The sequence below is a fragment of the Aequorivita sp. IT1183 genome, from assembly GCF_058068265.1.
In genome coordinates this window covers 172,362-197,447 of the sequence record NZ_JBYRHS010000001.1, presented here as the reverse complement: position 1 = coordinate 197,447, position 25,086 = coordinate 172,362, and the positions used below count along the sequence as shown (strand labels likewise).

Annotated in this window: 22 protein-coding genes and 1 tRNA gene; 11 read left to right on the top strand and 12 right to left on the bottom strand. The window is 37.0% G+C overall.

Translation table 11 applies throughout. The features are described 5' to 3' along the window. Positions 1–87 precede the first annotated feature (87 nt). Both AC3RVF_RS00785 and AC3RVF_RS00780 read left to right on the top strand, forming a co-directional pair. On the top strand, positions 88–669 hold the full coding sequence (locus AC3RVF_RS00785) for a MarC family protein (RefSeq protein WP_489690549.1): 582 nt from the start codon (positions 88–90) through the stop codon (positions 667–669). 6 nt (positions 670–675) lie between these two features. Then, entirely contained in the window at positions 676–873 is a 198-nt protein-coding gene (locus tag AC3RVF_RS00780; protein WP_489692532.1) for a hypothetical protein, read from the top strand. 5 nt (positions 874–878) lie between these two features. Here the strand turns inward: AC3RVF_RS00780 and AC3RVF_RS00775 are convergent, their stop codons facing one another. From AC3RVF_RS00775 to AC3RVF_RS00760, 4 genes are all read right to left on the bottom strand, one after another. Continuing rightward, positions 879–2,504, bottom strand: coding sequence for a S41 family peptidase (locus AC3RVF_RS00775; RefSeq protein WP_489690551.1), 1,626 nt, complete (start codon positions 2,502–2,504; stop codon positions 879–881). Beyond that, the gene (locus AC3RVF_RS00770) at positions 2,504–2,938 is read right to left on the bottom strand and encodes a deoxycytidylate deaminase (protein WP_489690552.1); all 435 of its coding nucleotides are present in this window, start codon (positions 2,936–2,938) and stop codon (positions 2,504–2,506) included. The genes AC3RVF_RS00775 and AC3RVF_RS00770 overlap by 1 nt, the downstream gene beginning before the upstream one ends. 291 nt (positions 2,939–3,229) lie before the next feature. Next, the gene (locus AC3RVF_RS00765; protein ID WP_489692531.1) at positions 3,230–3,808 is read right to left on the bottom strand and encodes a HupE/UreJ family protein; all 579 of its coding nucleotides are present in this window, start codon (positions 3,806–3,808) and stop codon (positions 3,230–3,232) included. Between the two features lie 229 nt (positions 3,809–4,037). Then, positions 4,038–4,119 (bottom strand) — tRNA-Leu (locus tag AC3RVF_RS00760). A gap of 122 nt (positions 4,120–4,241) precedes the next feature. Here AC3RVF_RS00760 and AC3RVF_RS00755 point away from each other — a divergent pair. The 8 genes from AC3RVF_RS00755 to AC3RVF_RS00720 all read left to right on the top strand — a co-directional run bounded on the left by AC3RVF_RS00755 (position 4,242) and on the right by AC3RVF_RS00720 (position 14,281). Further along, positions 4,242–5,180 (top strand): ribose-phosphate pyrophosphokinase, encoded by a 939-nt coding sequence (locus AC3RVF_RS00755; protein ID WP_489690554.1) that lies wholly within the window; start codon positions 4,242–4,244, stop codon positions 5,178–5,180. Positions 5,181–5,420: 240 nt separating this feature from the next. After that, on the top strand, positions 5,421–6,059 hold the full coding sequence (locus AC3RVF_RS00750) for a 50S ribosomal protein L25/general stress protein Ctc (protein WP_489692530.1): 639 nt from the start codon (positions 5,421–5,423) through the stop codon (positions 6,057–6,059). Between the two features lie 79 nt (positions 6,060–6,138). Then, the gene (gene pth, locus AC3RVF_RS00745) at positions 6,139–6,774 is read left to right on the top strand and encodes an aminoacyl-tRNA hydrolase (RefSeq protein ID WP_489690556.1); all 636 of its coding nucleotides are present in this window, start codon (positions 6,139–6,141) and stop codon (positions 6,772–6,774) included. A 2-nt stretch (positions 6,775–6,776) separates the two neighbouring features. Beyond that, a complete protein-coding gene (locus tag AC3RVF_RS00740; RefSeq protein WP_489692529.1) occupies positions 6,777–7,709 on the top strand; it encodes a bifunctional riboflavin kinase/FAD synthetase in 933 nt (310 codons plus the stop codon). Further along, positions 7,702–9,039, top strand: coding sequence for an HTTM domain-containing protein (locus tag AC3RVF_RS00735; RefSeq protein WP_489692528.1), 1,338 nt, complete (start codon positions 7,702–7,704; stop codon positions 9,037–9,039). Before AC3RVF_RS00740 ends, AC3RVF_RS00735 begins: the two co-directional genes overlap by 8 nt. 41 nt (positions 9,040–9,080) lie before the next feature. Then, positions 9,081–10,352 (top strand): serine--tRNA ligase, encoded by a 1,272-nt coding sequence (serS, locus tag AC3RVF_RS00730; RefSeq protein WP_489692527.1) that lies wholly within the window; start codon positions 9,081–9,083, stop codon positions 10,350–10,352. Positions 10,353–10,755: 403 nt separating this feature from the next. Next, entirely contained in the window at positions 10,756–11,733 is a 978-nt protein-coding gene (locus AC3RVF_RS00725; protein WP_489690562.1) for a ribonucleotide-diphosphate reductase subunit beta, read from the top strand. Between the two features lie 133 nt (positions 11,734–11,866). Next, a complete protein-coding gene (locus AC3RVF_RS00720; protein WP_489692526.1) occupies positions 11,867–14,281 on the top strand; it encodes a ribonucleoside-diphosphate reductase subunit alpha in 2,415 nt (804 codons plus the stop codon). 87 nt (positions 14,282–14,368) lie between these two features. Here AC3RVF_RS00720 and AC3RVF_RS00715 read toward each other — a convergent pair whose 3' ends face one another. The 7 genes from AC3RVF_RS00715 to AC3RVF_RS00685 form a co-directional block, all read right to left on the bottom strand. Next, a complete protein-coding gene (locus tag AC3RVF_RS00715) occupies positions 14,369–16,612 on the bottom strand; it encodes an inorganic phosphate transporter (RefSeq protein ID WP_489690564.1) in 2,244 nt (747 codons plus the stop codon). Positions 16,613–16,729: 117 nt separating this feature from the next. Continuing rightward, on the bottom strand, positions 16,730–17,395 hold the full coding sequence (gene phoU / locus AC3RVF_RS00710) for a phosphate signaling complex protein PhoU (RefSeq protein ID WP_489692525.1): 666 nt from the start codon (positions 17,393–17,395) through the stop codon (positions 16,730–16,732). A gap of 11 nt (positions 17,396–17,406) precedes the next feature. After that, a complete protein-coding gene (pstB, locus tag AC3RVF_RS00705) occupies positions 17,407–18,207 on the bottom strand; it encodes a phosphate ABC transporter ATP-binding protein PstB (RefSeq protein ID WP_489690710.1) in 801 nt (266 codons plus the stop codon). Positions 18,208–18,224: 17 nt separating this feature from the next. Continuing rightward, on the bottom strand, positions 18,225–19,079 hold the full coding sequence (gene pstA / locus AC3RVF_RS00700) for a phosphate ABC transporter permease PstA (protein ID WP_489690566.1): 855 nt from the start codon (positions 19,077–19,079) through the stop codon (positions 18,225–18,227). After that, positions 19,072–19,950 carry a phosphate ABC transporter permease subunit PstC gene (pstC, locus tag AC3RVF_RS00695; protein ID WP_489690567.1) on the bottom strand — a complete coding sequence of 293 codons (879 nt, stop codon included), beginning with the start codon at positions 19,948–19,950 and terminating at the stop codon, positions 19,072–19,074. Before pstC ends, pstA begins: the two co-directional genes overlap by 8 nt. Before the next feature lie 66 nt (positions 19,951–20,016). Further along, complete coding sequence (locus AC3RVF_RS00690; protein WP_489692524.1) at positions 20,017–20,973, bottom strand: PstS family phosphate ABC transporter substrate-binding protein; 957 nt, start codon at positions 20,971–20,973, stop codon at positions 20,017–20,019. A gap of 119 nt (positions 20,974–21,092) precedes the next feature. Beyond that, positions 21,093–22,292, bottom strand: coding sequence for a porin (locus tag AC3RVF_RS00685; RefSeq protein ID WP_489692523.1), 1,200 nt, complete (start codon positions 22,290–22,292; stop codon positions 21,093–21,095). A 398-nt stretch (positions 22,293–22,690) separates the two neighbouring features. On the opposite strand from AC3RVF_RS00685, the gene AC3RVF_RS00680 reads away from it, so the two are divergent. Continuing rightward, positions 22,691–23,056 (top strand): toxin-antitoxin system YwqK family antitoxin, encoded by a 366-nt coding sequence (locus AC3RVF_RS00680; protein ID WP_489690570.1) that lies wholly within the window; start codon positions 22,691–22,693, stop codon positions 23,054–23,056. 78 nt (positions 23,057–23,134) lie between these two features. Here the strand turns inward: AC3RVF_RS00680 and AC3RVF_RS00675 are convergent, their stop codons facing one another. Then, positions 23,135–25,069 (bottom strand): hypothetical protein, encoded by a 1,935-nt coding sequence (locus AC3RVF_RS00675; RefSeq protein ID WP_489692522.1) that lies wholly within the window; start codon positions 25,067–25,069, stop codon positions 23,135–23,137. Between the last annotated feature and the right edge of the window lie 17 nt (positions 25,070–25,086).

Here is a 25,086-nt window from a genome sequence, read left to right as displayed (position 1 = left end):
CATAGAAGAAATTGTGCTTTTATTAACCTCCTTTTGTTTTAGGCTTAACAATTATATTACCTAATTTTGCAAATCGAAAAAAAAGGTATGGTATTAAATTTCAAAGAAATAGTAACGGCTACAATGGTGCTTTTTGCGGTAATTGATATTATAGGGAATATTCCTATTATCATTGGGCTCCGTGAAAAGGCCGGTCATATTAATTCTGCGAAAGCTTCTATAATTGCGGCTATTGTAATGGTGGTTTTTCTTTTTTTGGGTGAAAGCATACTAAAGCTTATTGGTGTAAACGTAAATGAGTTTGCTGTTGCAGGTGCGCTTATTCTTTTCTTTATTGCTCTTGAAATGATTCTTGGAGTTACTCTTTTTAAGGAAGGAGATACCAGTCCAGACATGGCATCCATCTTTCCGTTGGCTTTTCCGTTGCTTGCGGGGCCAGGAAGTTTAACAACCTTGCTGTCTTTGCGTGCCGAATATGCTATTGAAAATATAATTGTCGCCATTTTTGTAAACATCATAATAATTTACGCCGTTTTAAAAACGTCGGGGAAGCTGCAACGTTTTTTAGGAAAGAACGGAATTGCGGTAATTCAAAAGATATTTGGTGTAATTTTGCTGGCAATTGCGGTGAAGCTTTTCACCTCAAATATTCAGGAACTATTTAACTAAAATAGAATGAAAATATTTATTTATATATTGATTGCGTTGGCCGCTGGAATGACAGTTTTTAACATGACCAAATTAGATTTCGATAACCTTTTAGTAGGGGATAGTGCGATTGCCTTTATATGTATATTGGCAGGGCTTTGTGGAATGTTGCTGTTAACAATCTTGCTTATTTCTAGAAGAATAGAAGCGCAATCTAAAAAGTAAAAAGGCTACTTTTTATCCAAACGATTGTTTGCTTCCAGCTCCAAAACTTTCAGGAGCATTAGGTCGTTTTCGTTTAGAATAATTTCATACTCATTTGGTCCAAAGAGTTGTTGAGCAATGTTTGCTTTCAGTGTTCTTTTTAGATCTTCGGCATAGTTCGTTAAATCTATCTGCGCCTCGTTGAATTTGGCGTATTCAATAAATTCTTTCGAAACATTATCATCTAACTTAAAGTCTTTTCTGAAGGTTTCAAAATTCATCCCTTTAAATAAACTTCTGTTTTTTTCGAGATATTCAAAAATGAAATAACTCATAAACCCACTTCGGGAAACATATTGAAGTGTTTCATTTTCTACGCTAGTATCTTTGGGAACAAAGACGTCTGGTATAATACCCCCGCCTCCATAAACTACTCTTCCTTTAGGCGTTTTGTACTTTAGTGAATCTGCTACTTTTATACTGTCTGCGTGAATCAATTCGCCATTGCGGTAACGTTTTTCGTAATCGCTGTAATAGGTGTCATTCCCTTTACCATACGGACGCTGGATAGAACGGCCAGTAGGAGTGTAGTAACGCGCAATAGTTAAACGGACGGCACTGCCATCGCCAAGCGACATTTCGCGTTGCACTAATCCTTTCCCGAAAGAACGGCGACCAATAATGGTTCCTTTGTCGTTGTCTTGCAAAGCGCCAGCTACAATTTCACTCGCAGAGGCGGAGTTTTCGTTAATAAGCACATACAATTTTCCGTGCTCAAAATCGCCACGGCGTGTAGCATAGGTTTTGTTTATATCGCCACTTTTGTTTTTTGTGATTAAAACAAGTTTGTCGTTTTCCAAAAATTCATCAACAATACGCTCAGCCGTCGAAATATAACCTCCGGGATTATTACGAAGGTCCAAAACTAATTTTGTAACACCTTGATCTTTCAATTTTTCGAGAGCAGATTCGAACTCTTTAAACGTAGTTTCGGAAAAACGATTTATTTTAATGTAGCCTAAATCTGCATCTATTTTATAGGATGCATCTACGCTTACAAGCGGCACTTGCTTTCTTCTAACGTTAAATTCCAAAACTTTCTTCTCGCTAGGGCGATAAACATCGAGTGAAACTTTACTATTTATTTCACCTTTTAAATAATTGGAGATGCTATCGCGCTGCACCAATTCGCCAAAAAGTTTTTTGCCGTCGGCATAAATAATTCTATCGCCACCTTTAATTCCGGCTTTTTCTGCGGGACCTCCTTCAATAGAACGAATTACCGCAATGGAATCTTTATAAATATAAAAGCTTACACCAATGCCAATAAAAGCGCCGCGCATATCGTCTGCGTTGTGCTGGTATTCTTTTTTGGGAATATAAACGGAATGCGGATCGAGGTTTTCGAGAATTCCGTAAACGGTAACATCTACAATACTGTCTGTGTTTACATCATCAACATATTCATAATCTATATAATCTATGAGTCTGTTGAGTTTGTCCTTCTTAGAATTTGTAGCAAATATTTTTTCTGTGCTGTCACTAAAATTAAGCTTCGACCCAATAAAAATACCTACTGCTAGCGCCAATCCAATCCACAGTGGCAAGTATTTTTTTTGTTTGCTAATTGTTGTCGAAGTTTGATTTTCCATTATTGTAATTCCAAATCTGAAATGTGCTGTATGTTAACGCCTGCCTTCTCTAAAAAGGTGATGCCGGAGTTGTCTTTATATTCGTTTAGATAAACCATTCTTTTAATTCCCGCTTGGTGAATTAATTTGCTGCATTCCTTGCAGGGCGACATAGTAATGTAAAGTGTTGCACCTTGGCACGCCTGTGTACTCGAGGCTACTTTTAAAATAGCATTTGCTTCTGCGTGAAGAACGTACCATTTTGTATAGCCTTCATCGTCTTCGCAAATGTTCTCAAAACCTGTAGGGGTTCCGTTGTAACCATCGCTTATAATCATTTTGTCTTTTACAATAAGCGCGCCAACCTGTCTTCTTTTGCAATAGGAAAGTTTGCTCCATTCCTGCGCCATTCTGAGATACGCAATATCGTATTTGCGTTGTTTCATTTCTTTCATCTTCCTAAAATATTTGAGAAAGGAAAAGGGAGCATGTTTATTTTATTCATTTCGGTTGGTTACTATATAGTTAATGGCAATTTATTCTTTTAAATCGGCAACGAAATTACTTTGAAGTTACGCCACTGCCAAAAAAAATGTAGTTAAGTTATTGCCAAATGCACAGAGGCATCCATGAAATGAGGAAGTTGGAATTTGTTTTTTTGAAAATTACCTCTGAAAACGCCAGCTATTCTGTTTTTTTGAAGTCTTCGAATGTAAACTTTGAATCTTTCAAGAATTACCGTATACTCAAAAATTCCAGTTGTTTATTAGCATGGGTATCACCATTCCTATAACCAGAGATGAAACAACTAAAACCCAATCTTTTTTATTGAAACGGAATATGGTTTGAAAAATGAAAGCTATAATTAAAAAGAGTATAACTATTATTATTTGAGCACCTTCAATACCTAAGCCAAATTCTAACAACGGAAGTAATTCTTTACTACTGTCCAGTGCCGCAAAAAAGGAAGCGAAACCAAGACCGTGAATTACCCCAAAAAATATGGTAGTAATATAAAGTATGCCCATCTTCTCCATTTTCTTTTCCTTTCCAGCAGTAAACAGGTTAAAGAGCGCGGTGACCAAAATGGTGACAGGGATTAAAAATTCAATAACTTTTCCCGAGACACTAACCACATTATAAGTAGCTAAAAGAAGCGACAGCGTGTGCCCAACGGTAAACATTGTAACTAAGATTAATAATTTTTTCCAGGAAGAAAAATTATAGGCAGCACACAAAACTATCAAAAATAGAATGTGATCGTAGGCTTTCCAATCCAATACATGTTGAAGGCCAAGATTAAAATACAACCAGAAATCTGTCATTGGGAATAGCGTTTTGAGGATTTGCCCAAATATAGCTAATGTAAGATAGATTTCTCATTAAAAATAGCTTAGTTTTTGGAATAATTAAAGTTGGCAAAATCGACTGGGGATTCGTTTAATAGCTTTACGTTTTACTCGAGGCGTCCCAGAAGATTCGGGGAATTCCGGAATATTTAAACATTAAAATAAAAGCATTAAAAAAGCCTCAACATTGCTGTTAAGGCTTTTGTACTCGAGGCGGGAATCGAACCCGCACGTCCTAAAACACTGGATTTTGAATCCAGCGCGTCTACCAATTCCGCCACTCGAGCAAACGGGAGGCAAAAATAAACAAATAATTATAAATTACTTTAAATTTTATCTCCCTATTTTTTTAAATATCGCTCACTATTAATTTTTACCTTTGTAACCTATTTAACAAAAACCACAAAAAATGTCCACTCTCGCACCAGACCCCAAGATTTTTGCATGTAAACAAAGTGAAGCCCTAGCACAAGATATTGCAGATGCCTACGGAATTCCACTGGGAAAAGTAATTACCTCCCATTATAGTGATGGCGAATTTCAACCTTCTTTTGAAGAATCTGTTCGCGGAAGTCGCGTATTTTTAATAGGTTCAACATTCCCAAATAGCGACCATTTAATGGAGCTTCTATTGATGATTGATGCAGCAAAACGCGCATCTGCACGTCATATTACAGCTGTGTTGCCTTATTTTGGATGGGCGCGCCAAGACAGAAAAGACAAGCCTCGCGTTCCGATTGCAGCAAAATTAGTTGCAAAAATGCTGGAAACTGCAGGCGCTACACGAATTATAACAATGGATCTGCACGCAGATCAAATTCAAGGGTTTTTTGAAAAACCTGTGGATCACCTTTTTGCCTCAACTATTTTTCTTCCCTATTTACGCAGTTTAAATCTCGATAATCTTACCATAGCATCACCAGATATGGGTGGTTCAAAACGTGCGTACGCTTATTCAAAATTTTTAAATAGCGATGTAGTAATCTGTTACAAGCAGCGTGAAAAGGCGAATATTATCTCGCACATGGAACTTATTGGCGACGTAAAAGGAAAAAACGTTGTGCTGGTGGATGATATGGTAGATACTGCAGGTACGCTAACCACAGCTGCAGATTTAATGATGGAGCGCGGTGCTTTAAGCGTTCGTGCCGTTTGTACACATCCACTTCTTTCTGGAAATGCTTACGAGCGAATAGAAAAATCGCAAATGTTAGAACTTATTGTTTCAGATTCAATTCCAACAAAACCGAGCAAAAAAATTAGAGTAATAAGTTGTGCTAAACTTTTCGCTGATGTTATGGTTAGCGTAAACGCGAACAAATCTATTAGCGGTAAGTTTTTGATGTAACTTCTATTTGGAACCAAGGATTTAAGGGAGCTAAGTAACTAGGTAATTCAAAGTAAATTGAAGGATTTTCGTTTTTAACCTTTATTTTCTTGAATCTCTTAAATCCCTTTTCCTTATTTATTTCGTCTTGATTCAAAAAGAATTAAAACGCAAAACGTAATTCCAAAATAAAATCTATCTTTGCACTCCCTAAAAAACAGCTTTTTAGGGATTATTATTAATAAATAACTTTTAGAAAAAATGAAATCTATTACAATTAAAGGATCACAAAGAGAAAGCGTGGGCAAAAAGGCAACGAAAGCCCTACGTAATGCTGGAATGGTTCCTTGCGTAGTTTACGGAGGGGAAGAACCAATCAGCTTTACAGCAGATGAAATTGCATTTAAAGACTTGGTTTACACTCCAGACGTACACACGGTTGTAATTAACCTAGGTGGCACAAAAATGAATGCTATCCTTCAGGACATACAATTTCACCCAGTGACTGACCGTATTCTTCACGTTGATTTTTACCAAATTTTCGACGAAAAAGAAGTTTCTATGGAAATTCCTGTACGTACAAAAGGTAACGCACGTGGTGTTCGTAACGGTGGTACTTTGCGTATTGTTACGCGTAAACTTCGTGTAAAAGCTTTGCCAGAAAATCTTCCAGATTTTATTGAAGCAGACATTACCGAAATGCGTATTGGTGCTAAAATGTACACGAAATCTCTTAAAACAGATAATTATAAAATTATGCATCCAGATAACACTGTTATCTGTCAAGTTAGAACTTCACGTACCGCAGTTGTGGATGAAGTTGAAGAAGAAGTTGAAGGTGCAGAAGGAGAAGAAGTTCCAGCTACAGAAACTGATGATGCTGCTGCAGTAAGCGAATAAATTCTTTTTTTAAGATAAGTAAAAAGCATCCTGTTAATTCGGGGTGCTTTTTTTATTTTTACCCAAGATTAAAAACATTATGTTTTCATTTTTCAAAACCCTTTTTTCGGTAAAGAAGACCGATATTATTACAGAAGAAAAAGATCCAATGAAAAAATTTCTTATCGTAGGACTCGGGAATATTGGCCCAAAATATGCAAATACCCGTCATAACATCGGTTTTAAAGTACTTGATTTTTATGCCGAAAAAAATGCACTTACTTGGGAAACTGCTAAATTGGGCGATGTTACTTCGCATAAAGTAAAAGGAAGAACTTTTATTTTCTTGAAACCAAGTACATTTATGAATTTAAGCGGAAAGGCCGTAAATTACTGGCTAGAAAAAGAGAAAATTCCGTTGGAAAATATGCTGGTTATTACAGACGATTTAAATTTGGCTTTCGGTACTATTCGAATAAAAACAAAAGGTAGCGATGGCGGCCACAACGGTTTGAAAGATATTCAAAACACGCTGCAAACCACAAATTACAACCGTTTCCGTTTTGGAATTAGTGATGCTTTTTCAAAAGGAAGACAAGTAGATTATGTGCTGGGCGATTGGGAAGCCGAAGAAGATAAACAACTGCCAGAACGTTTGGAATTAAGTTGTAATATTATTGAATCTTTTGCACTCGCAGGAATTAACATTACTATGAATACATTTAACGGAAAATAATTTTGAAGAAATATTCGGCAGCTTCCGCTTTTAAAAATGACCGCCCAAGCGTGGTTACCATTGGCACTTTTGATGGCGTCCACATTGGTCATAAAGCTATTTTGAAACGCCTCGTTGAAACCGCCAAAAAGGAAAACTTAGATTCTACTGTACTTACTTTTTTTCCGCACCCACGGATGGTGCTTCAACAAAATCTAGACATCAAACTTTTAAATACAATTACAGAACGCACAGAATTGCTTGAAAACACAGGCCTCGATAATCTAGTAATTCATCCCTTTACACACGCTTTTTCACGATTGACTGCTTTAGAATATGTGCGCGATATTTTGGTAAATAGCTTAAAAGCGAAAAAAATAATTATTGGATACGATCACCGTTTTGGAAGAAACAGAAACGCCAGTATTGAAGATTTAAAAGAATTTGGACGGACGTATGATTTTGAAGTAATAGAGATTTCGGCTAAAGAAATTGATGATGTAGCCGTTAGTTCCACAAAAATTCGAAAAGCTTTAACTGAAAGCGATATTGAAACAGCAAATAGTTATTTGGGTTATAATTATATACTTTCCGGCGAGGTTATTCGAGGAAAAGCTATTGGTCGTACCATTAATTACCCGACGGCAAATTTGAAGTTAAAAGAGAATTACAAATTGGTTCCAAAAAACGGCGTTTATATTGTGCAATCTATAATCGGCGGAGAAAAAATCTTCGGAATTACAAGTATTGGTACCAATCCGACCGTTGGCGGAAAGGAGAAAACTATAGAAACTCATTTTCTCAATTTCAATCAAAATTTATACGATAAAGAAATAACGATAGAATTTTTAAAATTTATTCGAGACGAAGAAAACTTCGATTCTTTAGAAGTACTACGTCAAGAAATTTTAAAGGATGAACTTTTCGCAATTCAATATTTAAAAGAGCGTGAATAAATTTCTATTTAAACAAGTAGATAATATTGGGCTTGTCCTTTTTCGGGCAGTGTTCGGTCTTTTAATTACTATTGAAGCTTTTGGCGCAATATTTACAGGATGGGTACGGCGTACTTTGGTAGAACCGCCCTTCACCTTCAACTTTATTGGCTTCGATTTTCTACAGTATCTACAAGGCGATTTAATGTATTATTACTTCGTTATTATGGGCATCTTCGGCATTTTTGTGATGCTGGGCTACAAATATAAATTTAGCATGATTGCCTACGCAATTATGTGGACCGCCGTTTATTTAATGCAAAAAAGCAGTTACAATAATCACTATTATTTAATGATGTTGCTATGCTGGATTATGGCATTTCTACCCGCAAACCGTTGGTTTTCCCTCGATGCGAAAATAAATCCGGAAGTTAAAAATCCCGCTATGCCTTGCTGGGTTTTGTTGATTTTGATTCTGCAAGTTTGGATTGTTTACACATACGCTTCGGTTGCAAAATTCTATCCAGACTGGCTTGATGCTTCAATGGCCGCATTATTATTGGAAGGTAGAAAGCATTATTGGCTAATTGGCGATTTGCTTCAAGAAAACTGGGTGCATTGGGCTATTGCATATTCTGGAATCTTTTTCGATTTGCTAATCGTGCCTTTATTACTTTGGAAACGAACACGTGTATTGGGCTTTGTAATTTCTATATTTTTTCATCTTTTCAACTCAATTATATTTCAAATTGGCATCTTTCCATATATGTCCATCGCTTTTGCATTGTTTTTCTTTTCGCCCGAAATACTTAAAAAGCGTTTTCTTCCGAAGAAAATACTCTACACGGAAGATGAAATAATCGTACCGAAGCACAAAAATTTGATTGTTGGCGTATTCTCGATTTACTTTCTGTTTCAGCTTGGACTTCCGCTTAGACATTGGTTTTTTAAGGATGATGTGCTTTGGACTGAAGAAGGCCATCGCCTTAGTTGGCGTATGATGCTTCGCTCCAAAAGTGGATCATTAACCGTCTATGTTGCCGATAAAGAAACTGGGAAAAGAAAACCTTACAATTACAGAATCCTGCTCGGAACCAAACAGCAGGGGTCCGTGGCAACAAAGCCAGATATAATGTGGCAGCTAGCCCAAAAAATAAAAGCCGTTGAAGCTGAAAAAGGACGAGATGTGGCTGTTTATATGCAAGCTACGGTTCGTGTTAATAATGGTGTTTACCATCCATTAACGAATCCAAATGTAGATTTGGCTGCAGAAGAATGGCACCCATTTAAGCATAGTGAATGGATATTGCCGTCTCCTAAGGATTATGATGAAAAGTCTGTTAAAAAATAGGCTGATTTCCCTAACTTTGCGCTTCAAAATAATATAGGAAAATGCTACAAGTAAACGACATCCGCGAAAACAAAGATAATTACGTAAAAGCCCTTGCCAAACGTGGCATTGATGCTACTTCTACTTTAGAAGAAATTTTAAAAGTAGATGAAGAACGTCGTGGTTCGCAAGCGCAATTAGATGAGGTGTTGGCGCAAAGTAATTCCTATTCAAAAGAAATTGGAAAGCTTTTTCAAAGTGGTGAAGTACAAAAAGCAAACGAGCTAAAAGAAAAAACAGTTGAATTGAAGGAATCTTCAAAACTACTGAATGACCAAATGTTAGCTGCTGCCGAAAAGTTGCAACAGCTTTTATATACGCTTCCAAATATCCCAAACGATTTAGTGCCGGCGGGAACTGATGAAAACGACAACGAAGAAGTTTATAAAGAAGGCGAAATTCCAAAGCTTATAGAAGGTGCATTGCCGCACTGGGAACTTGCCAAAAAATACGACATCATCGATTTTGAACTCGGCGTAAAAATTACCGGGGCGGGTTTTCCTGTTTATAAAGGAAAAGGTGCGCGATTGCAGCGTGCTTTAATTGCTTATTTTTTAGATAAAAATACTTCTGCAGGCTATACAGAATACCAAGTTCCACATTTGGTTAATGAAGCTTCTGGTTATGGAACGGGTCAATTGCCAGACAAGGAAGGGCAGATGTACCATGCGGGAGTTGACGACCTTTATTTAATTCCAACTGCTGAGGTGCCCGTTACAAATATGTTTCGAGGTAATTTGCTGAATCATGTAGATTTTCCAGTTACCTGTACAGCTTACACGCCTTGTTTCCGTAGAGAAGCTGGAAGTTATGGCGCCCACGTTCGTGGTTTAAATCGCTTGCACCAATTTGATAAAGTTGAAATCGTTCGTATTGAACATCCCGATAATTCATACGCTGCTTTAGACGGAATGGTGGAGCACGTTAAAGGAATTCTTCGCGAGCTGAAATTACCTTATAGAATACTTCGTCTTTGTGGTGGTGACCTTGGATTTACTGCAGCTTTGACTTATGATTTTGAAGTATTTTCAACCGCTCAAGATCGTTGGTTGGAGATTTCTTCGGTTTCAAATTTTGAAACTTTTCAAGCCAATAGATTAAAGCTTCGTTTTAAGGATACGGATGGAAAGAATAAACTTGCGCACACTTTAAACGGAAGTGCATTAGCATTGCCAAGAGTATTAGCAGGAATTCTTGAAAACTACCAAACCGAAGATGGAATTAAAATTCCAGAAGTTTTGGTTCCTTATTGTGGTTTCAATTTTATAAACTAAATTCTTTCGCCGCGAATTCACGAATTAAAAGTCTGGTCCAATCCTTCCACTTCGCTTAGTATAATCTGAGGTCGAGACCTTTTTTCAATTGAAATATTCCTTTTAAACTCGTGCATTCGTGGCTTTTTTTCTCAAACTTCAGTTAAAGTAAAGTCTTCAAAACGAGTGATTTGTTTGCGTTTTTTGTAAACATTTTTCTTCCGGAACGCCTATAAAATAACTTCAAGTCTCTTTAAATCAATTAATTGAATATTTTCAATTTCTAAAATTTGTAAACAATTGAGAATCACGTGTTGAAAACTTGTTGAAAAACACACTTCATTTCTTCCCAAATAACCCTTTAATTTATTCATATTTGTTAGTCCCGAGTAACAGTAATTTTAATCTATAATTCAAAGGACATATGAGTGCAATTGAACCAATTTTACAAGAAAACAAAAACAGATTTGTAATATTCCCAATCCAACATCACGATATTTGGGAGTGGTACAAAAAAAGCGAAGCTAGTTTTTGGACTGCCGAAGAAATTGATTTGCACCAAGACCTTACCGATTGGTCAGGAAAATTGAATGACGATGAGCGTTATTTTATAAAACACATTTTAGCGTTTTTTGCTGCTTCTGATGGAATTGTGAATGAAAATCTTGCAGAAAACTTCGTAAATGAAGTTCAATATAGTGAAGCAAAATTCTTCTACGGATTCCAAATAATGATGGAGAATATTCACAGTGAAACGTACTCTTTGCTTATAGATACTTACGTTAAAGACGAAAAGGAAAAAGATCAACTTTTTAATGCTATCGATACTTTTCCAGCAATTAAAAAGAAAGCCGATTGGGCTTTAAAATGGATTGAAAGCGATTCGTTTGCCGAGCGTTTAATAGCTTTCGCGGCAGTGGAGGGCATATTCTTTTCTGGCGCGTTCTGCTCTATTTTCTGGTTGAAAAAACGCGGATTAATGCCTGGGCTTACTTTTTCGAACGAATTAATTTCTAGAGATGAAGGCGTGCATTGCGATTTTGCGGTACATCTTCATAACCACCATTTGGTTAACAAAGTGCCAAAACAACGCATTCGCGAGATACTTGTGGACGCTTTAAATATTGAACGTGAATTTATAACTGAATCTCTTCCGGCAAGTTTAATTGGAATGAATTCTAAATTAATGACGCAGTATTTAGAGTTTGTAACAGATAGACTTTTGGTTGAATTGGATTGCGAAAAGGAATACAATGTTACAAACCCATTCGATTTTATGGATATGATTTCGCTTCAAGGGAAAACAAATTTCTTTGAAAAGCGCGTGGGAGAATACCAAAAAGCTGGTGTTACCAATAAAGATAAAGAATCGAACAAAATTAGTTTCGACGCAGAATTTTAGACTATTGATACTAGGTAGATACTGTCGATTCTAAGTGGATTCTATTGTAAAATATATCCATAAAATCTATAGCATCCATAGTATCAACAGTATCCATAGCATCAAAAGTATCTAACCAACAAAAATTAAAAAAATGAACGTAGTAAAAAGAGATGGTCGTAAAGAACCCATAATGTTCGATAAGATTACGGCACGTGTACGCAAATTGTGTTACGGGCTAAACGAATTGGTAGACCCAGTAAAAGTTGCAATGCGCGTTATTGAAGGGCTTTACGACGGTGTAACCACCAGCGAACTGGATAATTTGGCTGCAGAAATTGCCGCAACATTAACTACTTCGCACCCAGATTATGCACGTTTGGCTGCGCGAATCTCTGTTTCTAACCTTCACAAAAACACAAAAAAGACTTTTTCTGAAGTAATGACGGATCTTTACGAATATGTAAATCCACGTACCGGAAAAAAAGCTCCATTATTGAGTGATGAGGTTTATGAAGTAATTAAAGAAAATGCTGAAGATCTTGATTCAACAATAATTTATAACCGTGATTTTGGTTATGATTATTTCGGATTTAAAACTTTGGAACGTTCGTATTTGTTGAAATTAAACGGAAAAATAGCAGAACGTCCGCAACATATGCTAATGCGGGTTTCCGTTGGAATTCATATGAATGATTTGGCGTCGGTAAAGGAAACCTATGAGCTGATGTCTAAAAAATACTTTACACACGCCACACCCACACTTTTTAATAGCGGAACGCCGAAGCCACAGATGTCTTCATGCTTTTTACTTACAATGAAAGATGATAGTATCGACGGCATATACGATACGCTTAAACAAACAGCAAGAATTTCGCAGGCTGCAGGGGGAATTGGATTATCAATTCACAATGTACGTGCTACGGGATCTTATATTTCTGGCACAAATGGCACATCGAATGGAGTAGTGCCGATGCTTCGTGTTTTTAACGATACGGCGCGTTACGTAGATCAAGGTGGCGGAAAGCGAAAAGGCTCATTTGCTATTTATGTTGAGCCTTGGCATGCAGATATTTTCGACTTTTTAGATTTAAAGAAAAATCACGGAAAAGAAGAAATGCGTGCACGCGACCTTTTTTACGCCATGTGGATTCCAGACCTTTTTATGGAACGTGTTCAGGCCGATGCAGAATGGACGCTGATGTGCCCGAATGAATGCCCAGATCTTTACAACTGCCATAGCGAAGAATTTGAAGCGCTTTATCATAAATATGAGTCAGAAAATAAAGGTAGAAAAACGATAAAAGCACGCGAACTTTGGGAGAAAATTCTTGAGTCTCAAATAGAGACAGGAACACCCTATATGCTTTATAAAGATGCAGCCAATCGGAAGAGCAACCAGAAAAATTTAGGAACCATCCGTTCTTCAAATTTGTGTACTGAAATTATGGAATACACTTCGCCAGACGAGGTGGCGGTTTGTAACTTGGCTTCAATCGCTTTGCCAATGTTTATAAAAAATGGCGAGTTTGATCACAAAGAACTTTTTAGAGTAACCAAACGTGTTACCAAAAATTTAAACCGGGTAATTGACCGAAATTACTATCCAGTAATTGAAGCGCAGAATTCAAATTTCCGCCATCGCCCAGTTGGTTTGGGAATTCAAGGTTTGGCGGATGCGTTTATTATGCTTCGCATGCCATTTACAAGTGATGAAGCTAAAAAACTAAATCAAGAGATTTTTGAAACGCTTTATTTTGCCGCTTTAACTGCTTCAATGGAAGAGGCGAAAACTGATGGTCCTTATGAATCGTACAAAGGCTCCCCGATTTCCGAAGGATTATTTCAACATAATTTATGGGGAATAAAAGACGAAGAACTCAGCGGCCGTTGGGATTGGGACAAACTTAGAAAGGAAATAAAAAAGAACGGCGTTCGAAACTCGCTTTTGGTTGCACCTATGCCAACTGCCTCAACTTCCCAAATACTTGGAAACAACGAAGCTTTTGAACCTTATACTTCAAATATTTATACACGTCGTGTTCTTTCTGGAGAATTCATTGTTGTAAATCAACACCTTTTAAATGATTTGGTGGAACTTGGACTTTGGAACGAGGATTTGAAAGAAGAAATTATGCATGCCAACGGCTCTATTCAAGATGTGGATAATATTCCACAGGAATTGAAGGAATTGTACAAAACGGTTTGGGAACTTTCTATGAAAGACATTATAGATATGAGCCGTCATCGCGGTTATTTTATAGACCAAAGCCAGTCGTTAAACTTGTTTATGGAAAACGCAAACATGGCAAAACTTACTTCGATGCATTTCTATGCGTGGAAAAGTGGATTGAAAACTGGAATGTATTATTTACGCACAAAAAGTGCTGTGGATGCGATTAAATTCACGCTTAAAAAAGAAGAGAAAAAGAAAACTGTTGGAACCGAAGTTAAAGCTGTTATCACCGAAGAAGCATCAACAGAGCCTATGACGCCACAGCAACTTCGTGAAATGTTAGCGCAATCTAAAGACGCTCCGGAAGACGATTGTTTGATGTGCGGATCGTAATCTAAATCTAAACGTTTCTTAAAAATGTAAAACCCCAAAAGTCTAAATGACCGTTGGGGTTTTTTATTTAAATGAATTTTATTGGCACTACGCTTTCTTGAAACTTGAATGGTATGCTTCCATCAAATTCATCAAAGCAGTTACCAAATCTTTGGTTTCAAGCAATAAGCTGAAATACAACGTTGTGTTTTTCGGGCTCGATTCTTCGGTTCGGGTACGTGCTATTTGCTTTTCAATTTTGTTAGAAAGGCTCTCAAAGATTTCATCTTTTTTCTCAAGTACATTACCAATTCGCTTGAATTCCTTTTTGATGAAAATATCTTCAATTTCATTTAGCAGTTCTTCCAAATGTTGGTCTATCTCCTGCAAGTCCTTTATTTGGTTAAAACGAAGCGCTTTGTGATTGTTATTTACGTGTTTGTAACTGGCTTTAGATATAAACTCTAAAGACTGCACCACATCTGTTAAATATCCTAAAATAACTATGTAGAAATTGCTTCCGCGAACGCTAGTGTCATCCAGGTTTTTAATAAAATAGAAGATGTTATCACGTAATTCTTCAACTTCATCGTTCAATTTTTTAACTCCTTTTTTACTCTTTTTCAGCTTTTTAGTGTCTTGTTTCGCAAGCCCACGAAGCATATCGGTATAAATTTTATTCGAGCGCGAAACAACATTACTAATGTGTTCGGCACTTTCAGAAATAATTCCTTGTACAGTTTTACTTTCGGTTTTCTTTAAACCGCTTTTATCTTGTTTAATCTTCACTTTATTTTTGTGCGAAATATAATTACGCACTAAAAGCAGAATGGCTAATAATAATAAAACAGCTATCATTGCGCCTCTTCCTATAAAAATTAAATAGGTTAAAACTCCTGCCGCAGTAAAGGCTACAAAGGCAGTAAAAAACCACCCGCCAATAACATTTAGTACACCAGCAACGCGGTAAACGGCACTTTCGCGACCCCACGCTCTATCTGCTAGTGAGGTCCCCATAGCAACCATAAATGTTACATAGGTTGTGGAAAGTGGTAATTTCATAGAAGTTGCTGTAGCGATCAAAATACCTGCAACCATAAGGTTTATGGAAGCGCGTATCATATCAAAAGCAGGTAATTCGTACGTTTTATGCTTCGGAAGATTAACAACAGGTTTTTCAAAACGCTTGTCTATTTTCTGCTGAAGTGACTTTGGAAGAATAAAATCCAAATAAAGGGAAATCTGGGTGCTAGATTTAACCAAAAATCTTGAAAGCATATTTGGGTTAAACTTTTCGTGGCCTTCTCCTTGACGCGCCAGGTCTATTTCAGTATCCGAAACGGTACGTGCTTTTTTTGAAAACCATAATGTTAGCACCATAATTCCACCGGCAATAAATAGTAGTAAAGGCTCTGCTGGCACTTTTTCTGCTAGGCTAGACATATTGTAATCTGTAGCAGCTACACCAGATGCAGCCCAATCTATATAGGCATGATATGCCGCCATTGGAACTCCAATAAAGTTTACCAAATCATTCCCCGCAAAAGCTAAAGCGAGACTGAATGTACCAACTGCTATTACAATTATGAGTATGCTCTTTTTGAAAATCTTCATAAAAAGCTCGGAGAAAATAGTCCAAAAAACCAGTCCTCCACCAATTATCCATAAAGGCTTATCATCAATAATTTCGTGGAAACTGCTATAAAAAGGAGTTCCTTTTAAACCTTTAACTAGGATGAAATAACTAATACAAGTTAAAGCCACACCGCCAAAAATAGCGCCGAAATATTTCATTTTACGTTCCACATGAAAAGTGAACAGTAGCCTTGACAGATACTGAACTACGGCACCAATGGTGAATGCAATTACCACGGACAAGAGTATTCCTATTATAATTTCTACTGCTTTTTCAGTGTTAATATATTTAGAAAGAGAAGAAATAGTTTCTGCATCGTTATGGCCAATTTTTATAAGTGCCATAATTACTGCTGCTCCCAAGAGTTCAAAAACAATTGAAACGGTCGTAGACGTGGGTAGCCCAATAGTGTTGAAGAAATCTAGCAGTAAAATATCGGTAATCATTACCGCCATGAAAATAATCATGATTTCATCAAAATAGAATTCTCCGGGAACGAAGATTCCTTTTCGAGCCACTTCCATCATCCCGCTAGAGAAGACGGCTCCTATGAAAATACCTAAACTGGCAATAATTAAAATGGTTCTAAAAGAGATGGCTTTAGAACCTATGGCAGAGTTAAGGAAATTTACGGCGTCATTGCTTACCCCTACCACAAGATCTGCTATGGCGAGCGCTGCAAGCGCGACAATCATTAATAAGTAGATATTATCCATTGATTTTTTATTGAAAGTAACGGCGCAAAATTACTTTAAAATACGCTTATCAATGTTACGAAAAGGTTACCAAATTATGAAAATACCGCTAAACCCTTTAAATATAAGGCCGAGCATTTATTTTTTCTTTTTATGTTTTACTACTTCTGCTTCTATGAAAAAGATGATTTCTTCGGCTACGTTTTTTAATAAATCGCCCACCCGTTCCATCTTTTTTATCACGGAGAAAAGTATTAACGCCTGACCAGTTATTTCGATATTGTTTCTTATTTCGGCTTCAATGAGCTTAAAGGACTTACGGTTTATTTTATCAAGCACTTTGTCCATTTTAAATACTTTTCGAGCGGTTTTCACGTCTTTGTCCTCGTAAGCTGTAGTAATAAGTTCGAACATGGAGTTTACCGTTTCGTACATTGTTTCAAACTTTAAAGCATCTAATAGTGCTGCTTCAATGGGTTTGTTCTCTTCTACCACATATTGAGAAATGCCCTCTGCATGGTCTGCTATTCTTTCCAGATCGAAATTGATTTTGCGTATTGCCATAACAAAGCGCAAATCGATGGCAACGGGGGTGTAGAGCGCCAAGAATTTTTCGCAATCTTTCTCTATTTTTAAATCCAGCGCATTTACACGTTTTTCAGTATTTATTACTTCTTCTGCCAAATCGCCGTCGTGATTCACAAAAGCATTTTTTGCTTTTTCCAACTGAGATTGGCAAAGTGTAAGCATTTCTAAACCATACTGATTCAATACTTCTCTTTGTTGTTCTGCGTTTACAACCATAATTTTATTTTTTAACCAAAACGACCGGTTATGTAATTTTCGGTTTGTGTTTTTTCTGGGTTTGTGAAGATTTTTTTTGTTTTGTCGAATTCAATAAGTTCTCCAATATAGAAAAAGGCAGTATAATCGCTTATTCTACTTGCCTGTTGCATATTGTGAGTAACAATTACAATGGTATATTTTTCTTTCAGTTCAAAAATTAAATCTTCAATTTTTGCAGTTGAAATTGGATCGAGTGCCGAAGTTGGCTCGTCCATCAAAATAATGGATGGTTCTACTGCCAAAGTGCGGGCAATACAGAGACGTTGTTGCTGCCCTCCAGATAATGCCATTCCAGATTTTTTTAAATCATCCTTAACTTCTTCCCATAAAGCAACTTGTTTTAGAGAGGATTCCACTTTTTCAGCAATAAAATCTTTGTCTTTTATACCTTGGATTTTTAGTCCATAAGCAACATTATCAAAAATGGATTTGGGAAATGGATTTGGTTTTTGAAATACCATCCCTACTTTTTTTCGAAGCTCTTCAACATTTACTCTTTTCTTGTAAATATTATCGCCGTCTATCTTTATTTTTCCTTCCATTTTATATCCATCCACATAGTCGTTCATTCGGTTTATCATCCGTAAAAAAGTTGATTTTCCGCAGCCTGAAGGTCCAATAAATGCTGTAACGGTATTTTGTTTTATGGTCATGTCAATTCCTTTAATAGCCATAAAATCGTCGTACCATACCTTCACATTTTGAATGTCTATTTTAGGTACTTTTTTTAGGGATGGGTCAATTATTCTATCTAATGTATTAATTTTCATTATAGAAGGTTCCATAGTTATTTCCATTTTTTCTGCCATTTATTTCTGAAATACACAGCGATTCCATTCATTACAAAAGTTATAGCGAGCAGGATAATAATTGCAGCCGCTGCATTTTCAATAAAACCTGCTTGTGGTCGAGATATCCAATTAAATATTTGAATAGGCATTACTGAAAATTCGTCCATTGGATTTTGAGGAGCAAAGGGCACGTATGCCAAAGCGCCAACTACAATTAAAGGCGCTGTTTCGCCCACTGCTCGTGAAAGGGCAAGAATTACCCCTGTTAAAATTCCGCCACCCGATGCTGGTAAAATTTGATGCCAAATGGTTTGCCATTTGGATGCTCCCATAGCATTTGAAGCATCTTTTATTGAAGAAGGAACTGCTTTAATCGCTTCCCTAGTTGCAACAATTACAATAGGAAGTATTAGCAGAGACAATGTTAAACTTCCTGCTAAAACGCTGGCGCCAAGACCCATTAATCTAACAAACACTTCAAGTCCCAAAAGCCCGTAAATAATTGAGGGAACACCGGCTAGGTTTGATATGTTTATTTCTAATAATCCCGAAAGCCTGTTCTTTTTTGAATATTCTTCCAAATAAATACCAGCGGCTACACCAATAGGAAATGCAATGATTGTAGTGAGAAGTAATATCCAAATACTTCCCATTAAAGCGGTGTAAATTCCTGAATTTTCAGGTTTTCGAGAAGGTAGATTCGTGATGAAATCCCAGTTAATTCTGGAAAGTCCATCAATTAATATATCGCCAATAAAAATTACAAGCAACACCAAACCTATGAGCGTACAAAAGATTCCCCAGAATTTAAACATCTGGTCTTTCAACCTGTTTTTGCGGATGTTATTCATATTTTTCTTGGTATTTTTTACGGATTCTGTAGCTGATAGTATTAAGTAAAAAGGTGAAAACGAAAAGGGTGATACCCGCAGCGAAAATTGTGCGATATTCCAAGGACCCGTGCTGCACATCGCCCAAACTTACTTGCACAATATATGCTGTAATGGTTTCTACGGGAACGGTAGGATCTAAAGTGAACCGAGGTTGTTGTCCTGCGGCTATTGCTACAATCATTGTTTCGCCTATAGCCCGAGAAATTGCCAATATAATAGAGACAATAATCCCCGAAGAGGCGGCGGGTACAATTACTTTAAAAGCGGTTTGAAGTTTTGTGGCACCCATTCCGAACGAAGCTTCTCGCAATGAACGCGGCACAGCGTGCAGCGCATCTTCGCTTATTGAAGAAATGTATGGAATAATCATAATACCCATTACAATACCTGCGGAAAGCGAGTTAAAACCTGAAAGACTTGGAATGAATTGCTGTAAAAAAGGAGTTACAACAATCAATGCGAAAAATCCGTAAACCACTGTCGGGATTGATGCCAGAAGTTCTAATATGGGTTTTATTATTTTTCTGAAAGAACGCGGAGCGTATTCACTTAAGTAGATGCTTATGGTGAGTCCAATTGGAAGCGCTACCGCAATTGCGATAAACGAAGTTAGCATGGTTCCCGTTAAAAGCGGGAGAATTCCAAAGTGTTTTTCGGTAAATAGCGGAGTCCATTGCGTATCTGTGAAAAAATCGAAAATGGAAACTTCACTAAAAAACTGAAATGCTTCGATGGATAATACCAGTACAATTCCGATGGTAACCGCGATGGTAATCAACGAACTCGCCAAAAGCGCTCTTTCAATGACTAGTTCTTTTATTTTTTGCATCAGTAAAATTTTTTAAGGAAATCGGGTGTCCGGATGGACACCCGAATTTTCCCAATCCAACTTTGTTTATTTGTTACTTTCAACAAAGGCTTGGAAATCTTTCTTCTGTTTTGCATACAGTTCTGATGGAAGCGGAATGTAACCCACATCTGTAGCTAATTCTCCAGCGTTTTCAAGATAGTAGTGTACAAATGCTATTACTTCTGGAGATTTTACCGAAGTGCTATTCACATAAATAAATAATGGTCTGGATAGTGGCGCGTAAGTTCCGTTGCTAACAGTTTCTAAAGTTGGTTTTACAACTTCGGTTCCATTGTTTACACCAATCAATTTCAACTTGTCTTGATTTTCGGCATAATAAGCTAATCCGAAAAATCCTAAAGAGAATTTATCTCCTATAATACCTTGAACTAAAACGTGGTCGTCTTCGCTGGCAGTGTAATCTCCGCGGCTCGAACCGCTTTTGCCAACAACGGCTTCAGTAAAGTAGTCATAAGTTCCAGAAGCAATTCCGGGTCCGTATAAATGAATTTCTTCATTGGGCCATTCCGGACGAATCTGGTTCCATTTCATTATTGTGCCTTGAGCCGCTGGCTCCCAAATTTTCTTTAGCTCCTCAACGGTAAAACTATCTACCCAATCATTTTCTGGGTTTACCAAAACTGCAAGTCCGTCGTAAGCTACTTCAAGCTGTATATACTTAATATTGTTTGCTACACTGGCTTCAATTTCTTTATCCTTAATTGGGCGGGAGGCATTGGAGATATTGGTTTCTCCTCTTGAGAATTTCTGAAATCCACCGCCTGTTCCAGAAACTCCAATAGTAACTTTTACATTTGGTTGAATACTTCTAAATTCTTCTGCAACTGCTTCAGTAATTGGGAAAACAGTACTAGAACCGTCTACTTTAATGGTTCCTTCTAAGTTTTCAGAATCATTTTCTGAAGTTGCGTTTTGATCTTTTTTATCACCGCAAGCTGCTATTATAAAAACCAGTGCGAGGATTGTAATTGCTTTTTTCATTTCTATTATGTTTAGTTTTTGCACTACAAAGAACCGTTATCTATGTTATCTGAATATTAATTGCAGATGAACAAATTGCAATTATTACCGTACTAGTTTTGAGTTTTAATTATGAAATTTTAAAAATGAACATCCAGTTGAAGACGGTACATCAAGTTGTCATTTTCGCCGCCAATGGAGGTGTAGCTAATATCAGATTGTACCTTTAGTTTATGGCCAACAATGTATTTGGAAACACCCAGCGTGTACTGGTTTTCTACATCTTTACCAGTTATATTTTGATCTAAATCTATTGTAGTGTATCGACCAGCAACTTCCCAATTTGTTTTAAATAAATAACCTGCTTGAAGGTTTAAACCATTGCCCACCTGAACTACATCTCCAGTTAAACTTCCATCGGCATTTTTGGCTAAGGCATCTTCTGCATCACGGTTGCTATATTCTGCCATTAGTGAAAAACCACTGTATTTAAACATGGCATCTACAAATAGGGTAGAGATATTGGTTTCGTAAAAACCGGCATCGTTTACCATATAAGATCCTTGATTGCTTCGGTTTTTAACCGCATTCTGATTAAAATCGTAGGTAGCGCCCAAGGCAAGTTTTGGACTAGGCTCTCTCTGTAGATCGCCTCCAACGTAATCGCCTTTATTGCTAAAATTTCCAAAGGGTAAAATTTCAAGTCGGCCAGTGTATTGATGACCACCAAGGTTGCCTGTGGTAACGTTTCTGCCCTCACCTTGCGATACTGCTATCATTTCGCGCATTACAAAGCTATCCGAAAAATCGGTTTGGTGCCTTAGCTGAAGTCCTAAATCTCGGTCTATATTGAATCTGCTATTTAACAACGAACGATCTACAAATTGCATATTGGCAGATGAAACTACCCGTTCTCTGTTTCCTGGTAATTTAGTCTGACCCACCCAAAGTTCAAAGTTTTCGTAGAAATTCCACATTACAACTGCATCTAGTATATAGTTAGGGGAATTACTGGTAAACTCTGAAGCTCCAGCAAGATCTCGGTTTGAAAGTCCTAATTCAAGTTTGTATTTAAGTTTTGGGCTGTATGCGAAACCGGAAAATTTTAAACGCGCTCTTCGCACTAAGAAATTTGATTCGGCTTTTCCGTATTGGTCTCCATCGTAATCCCAAGAGGTTGTGGAGAGAAATTGCATCCTAGCCGCAAAGTTCATTGCCCAAGTGCTGTCTTTTCCTACTATGTTTAGAATTCCCTTTCCAAATTTCGGGCCTTCTATTTCTTGTGAAAAGGCATTAATGGATAGAATCAGCAATAAAGCTGTAAATATTTTAAGTTTCATTTAAATCAATTTTAGTTTTTGTCACTGCAAATAACTTAATTTAATGTTAACTGAATGTTTCCTAAATATTATCATTAATAGCTTGATTAGGCATTTCAATAGGCAAAAAAAAGGGCTGCCCAAATTGGAACAGCCCGATTAAAATCTAGTCGACAAAAACTAAACGATTTTAAAATTTGCCTTACATAAGACAGATGCAAAGAAAATAATCAAATGTTCATTTTGTGTGAATTTAGATTTACTAAATCATTAAGTTATTAATTAGTGTTAATTATTACAAACGTAACAACCACAAAATTAACTTGTTGTAAGTTTAATGTTATCATAAGGTTACCAAAAGGTTTCGTAAGCGTTAATTTTGTAAATTTGAATATCCTGCATTATTAAAAACTACACAAATGAAAAATATACTATCTACCCTAGCACTCCTTTTATTGACTACAATAGTTGTAGCACAAGAAATTAAGAAGAATACCTATATCTTAAACGGAGATATTATTGAAGCCACTTTATATCACGATAATGGAGCCGTAGCCCAAACAGGTTATTACACCGAAGACAACAAACTTACTGGAGAATGGATAAGTTATGATCTATATGGCAACAAAACTGCTATTGCGCAATATAAGAACGGTGAAAAGGTAGGTACTTGGGTTTTTTACCAAGGAGATACTAAACGTGAAGTTTCTTACCGCGATTCGAGAATTGCCAAAGTAGAAACTTGGAAAATGACTGATACAAACATTGTTTCAAACAATCCGTAATTCTAAAACTATTTCAAAATTAAAGAGCCTCTTAAATTAAAGAGGCTCTTTTTTTAGTCGTAGAATTAAAAATTTTATTTACTTGCTAATCCAATTCCACTCTGAAATATCTACTGGGGTACCGTTAAAAACATCGTCTTGTGCAGATGTTAAAGGAGTACCATTAACAATAATATTCTGTACTGGCCCATTGTCTTTCATATCTACACGGGTACCGTAATCAGAAAGTAATATATTGGTAAACGTACCTCCAGATTGTTTTTTAAATTGAAGGGCAATTCCGCTCCCTGGGCTGCTAGTGTTAATAGCCGTTAAGTTTACGAAAGAAGGATTGTTGTTATCGCCATCACCTTCTAAAGCTGTAGAGAAACTTGAACCATTATTAAGAATATAAGTGTTAGTAATTGTTCCATTCCAGCCTTCTGTCCAATCTACTGAATCGTCTTCATTATTTTCGAAATATAAATTTGATGCAGAAACAGCTCCGCCGAAAAATTCAATTCCATCGTCAGCACCATCAATAACTGCTACGTTTTTAATTGAAGTTCCAGCACCAACTGAATAAAGTGTAAGCCCGTTGTATTGCGATTCAGAATTAATCTGTGCGCCTGCGCCACGAATTACAAGATAATCTATGCTTCCAGAATTGTCGTTATTGTTTGTTCCGCCGTAAATTAGGCCGCCAACTTCTGCAATAGCATCAACACCTTCCGTAGTTATACCTTCACCACAAAGTAAAAGTCCACCCCAATCTCCCGGATTTCCACCTGCAGATTTCATTACAACTGGGTTTTCGTTGGTTCCATTAATTTCTATTTTTCCACCTTGCTCTACCGCAATGTATTTGTCTGTACCTGTTTCTGAAATAATTATAGTTCCTGCAGAGATAATTAATTTTCCACCAGATTTTACGAGCGTTGTACCTTGAAGTAGATAAACAAGTGATGGGTTTAATTCTGTCGTGCCAGTAATGGCGCTAGGAAGTACCGCAGTGTCTGAAATGTTTTCAGTTGCCCAAGCAAATAAAGATAAAGCTACCGTTGCAGGACGATCATAACCATTTGCTGGATTTGCAGCCTCACCTTCAATAATCACATTTGCCAACGGACCGTTGTCTTTCATATCAATTCTAGTTGTGTACCCTAAAAGAGAAAGCCCAGTAATAGTTGCTCCAGATTGTTTTTTGAATTGAAGCGCCGTTCCACCCACAGTAGATACTGCCGTGAAGTTTACAATTTTCGGATTGTTGTTATCGCCATCTGCTTCTATTGCAGTTGAAAAAGCCTTTGAATGACTTACATAAGTGTTTGTAATTGTACCATTCCAACCTTCAGTCCAATCTACAGAATCGTCTTCGTTGTTTTCAAAATATAGGTTTGAAGCAGAAACTGTTCCACCAAAAAACTCAACACCATCATCTGCGCCATCAATAACCGCAACGTTTGAAATCTGAGTTCCTGAGCCTACTGAATAAAGCGTAAGTCCATTGTATTGAGACTCCGTATTAATTTGAGCCCCGGCATTTTTAATTATTAAATATTGAATACTACCAGAGTTGTCCAAGTCGTCGTTACCTCCATAAATTAGACCACCTACTTCAGCAATTACATTTGTGCCTTCAGTAGTTTTTGCTTTCCCGCAAAGTAATAATCCACCCCAATCGCCAGGGTTATTACTTGCCGAACGCATTACAACAGGACTTGAAGAAGTACCTTGAATATCGATTTTTCCACCTTGCTCAATGGCAATGTATTTATCTGTTCCGTCTTGTGAAACAATTACTGTCCCAGCAGGGATAGTAAGTTTAGCGCCAGATTTTACAAGGTAAGGTCCGGTAACGGAGTATTGAACAGACGAATCTAAAATTCGATCAGATTCCAATGAACCTGTAAGTTGTGTGTTTTCTACAGGTTCCTCTTCACCTGATGTAAAATCATCATTGCTACTACAACCCGTAAGGAATAGCGTGCTTACTACTGCAATTGATAATGCAAATTTTTTAAAGTTTTTCATTTTAATTGTTAATTGAA

Excerpts from the sequence above, each read along its gene's own strand:
- AC3RVF_RS00715 (WP_489690564.1), bottom strand. The coding sequence starts at position 16,612 with ATGGATAATATCTACTTATTAATGATTGTCGCGCTTGCAGCGCTCGCC.
- AC3RVF_RS00750 (WP_489692530.1), top strand. The coding sequence starts at position 5,421 with ATGAAATCTATTACAATTAAAGGATCACAAAGAGAAAGCGTGGGCAAA.
- AC3RVF_RS00770 (WP_489690552.1), bottom strand. The coding sequence starts at position 2,938 with ATGAAAGAAATGAAACAACGCAAATACGATATTGCGTATCTCAGAATG.
- serS (WP_489692527.1), top strand. The coding sequence starts at position 9,081 with ATGCTACAAGTAAACGACATCCGCGAAAACAAAGATAATTACGTAAAA.
- pstB (WP_489690710.1), bottom strand. The coding sequence starts at position 18,207 with ATGAAAATTAATACATTAGATAGAATAATTGACCCATCCCTAAAAAAA.
- AC3RVF_RS00725 (WP_489690562.1), top strand. The coding sequence starts at position 10,756 with ATGAGTGCAATTGAACCAATTTTACAAGAAAACAAAAACAGATTTGTA.
- AC3RVF_RS00755 (WP_489690554.1), top strand. The coding sequence starts at position 4,242 with ATGTCCACTCTCGCACCAGACCCCAAGATTTTTGCATGTAAACAAAGT.
- AC3RVF_RS00785 (WP_489690549.1), top strand. The coding sequence starts at position 88 with ATGGTATTAAATTTCAAAGAAATAGTAACGGCTACAATGGTGCTTTTT.
- pstA (WP_489690566.1), bottom strand. The coding sequence starts at position 19,079 with ATGAATAACATCCGCAAAAACAGGTTGAAAGACCAGATGTTTAAATTC.
- AC3RVF_RS00680 (WP_489690570.1), top strand. The coding sequence starts at position 22,691 with ATGAAAAATATACTATCTACCCTAGCACTCCTTTTATTGACTACAATA.
- AC3RVF_RS00765 (WP_489692531.1), bottom strand. The coding sequence starts at position 3,808 with ATGACAGATTTCTGGTTGTATTTTAATCTTGGCCTTCAACATGTATTG.
- AC3RVF_RS00690 (WP_489692524.1), bottom strand. The coding sequence starts at position 20,973 with ATGAAAAAAGCAATTACAATCCTCGCACTGGTTTTTATAATAGCAGCT.
- AC3RVF_RS00720 (WP_489692526.1), top strand. The coding sequence starts at position 11,867 with ATGAACGTAGTAAAAAGAGATGGTCGTAAAGAACCCATAATGTTCGAT.
- AC3RVF_RS00685 (WP_489692523.1), bottom strand. The coding sequence starts at position 22,292 with ATGAAACTTAAAATATTTACAGCTTTATTGCTGATTCTATCCATTAAT.
- phoU (WP_489692525.1), bottom strand. The coding sequence starts at position 17,395 with ATGGTTGTAAACGCAGAACAACAAAGAGAAGTATTGAATCAGTATGGT.
- AC3RVF_RS00675 (WP_489692522.1), bottom strand. The coding sequence starts at position 25,069 with ATGAAAAACTTTAAAAAATTTGCATTATCAATTGCAGTAGTAAGCACG.
- AC3RVF_RS00775 (WP_489690551.1), bottom strand. The coding sequence starts at position 2,504 with ATGGAAAATCAAACTTCGACAACAATTAGCAAACAAAAAAAATACTTG.
- pstC (WP_489690567.1), bottom strand. The coding sequence starts at position 19,950 with ATGCAAAAAATAAAAGAACTAGTCATTGAAAGAGCGCTTTTGGCGAGT.
- pth (WP_489690556.1), top strand. The coding sequence starts at position 6,139 with ATGTTTTCATTTTTCAAAACCCTTTTTTCGGTAAAGAAGACCGATATT.
- AC3RVF_RS00780 (WP_489692532.1), top strand. The coding sequence starts at position 676 with ATGAAAATATTTATTTATATATTGATTGCGTTGGCCGCTGGAATGACA.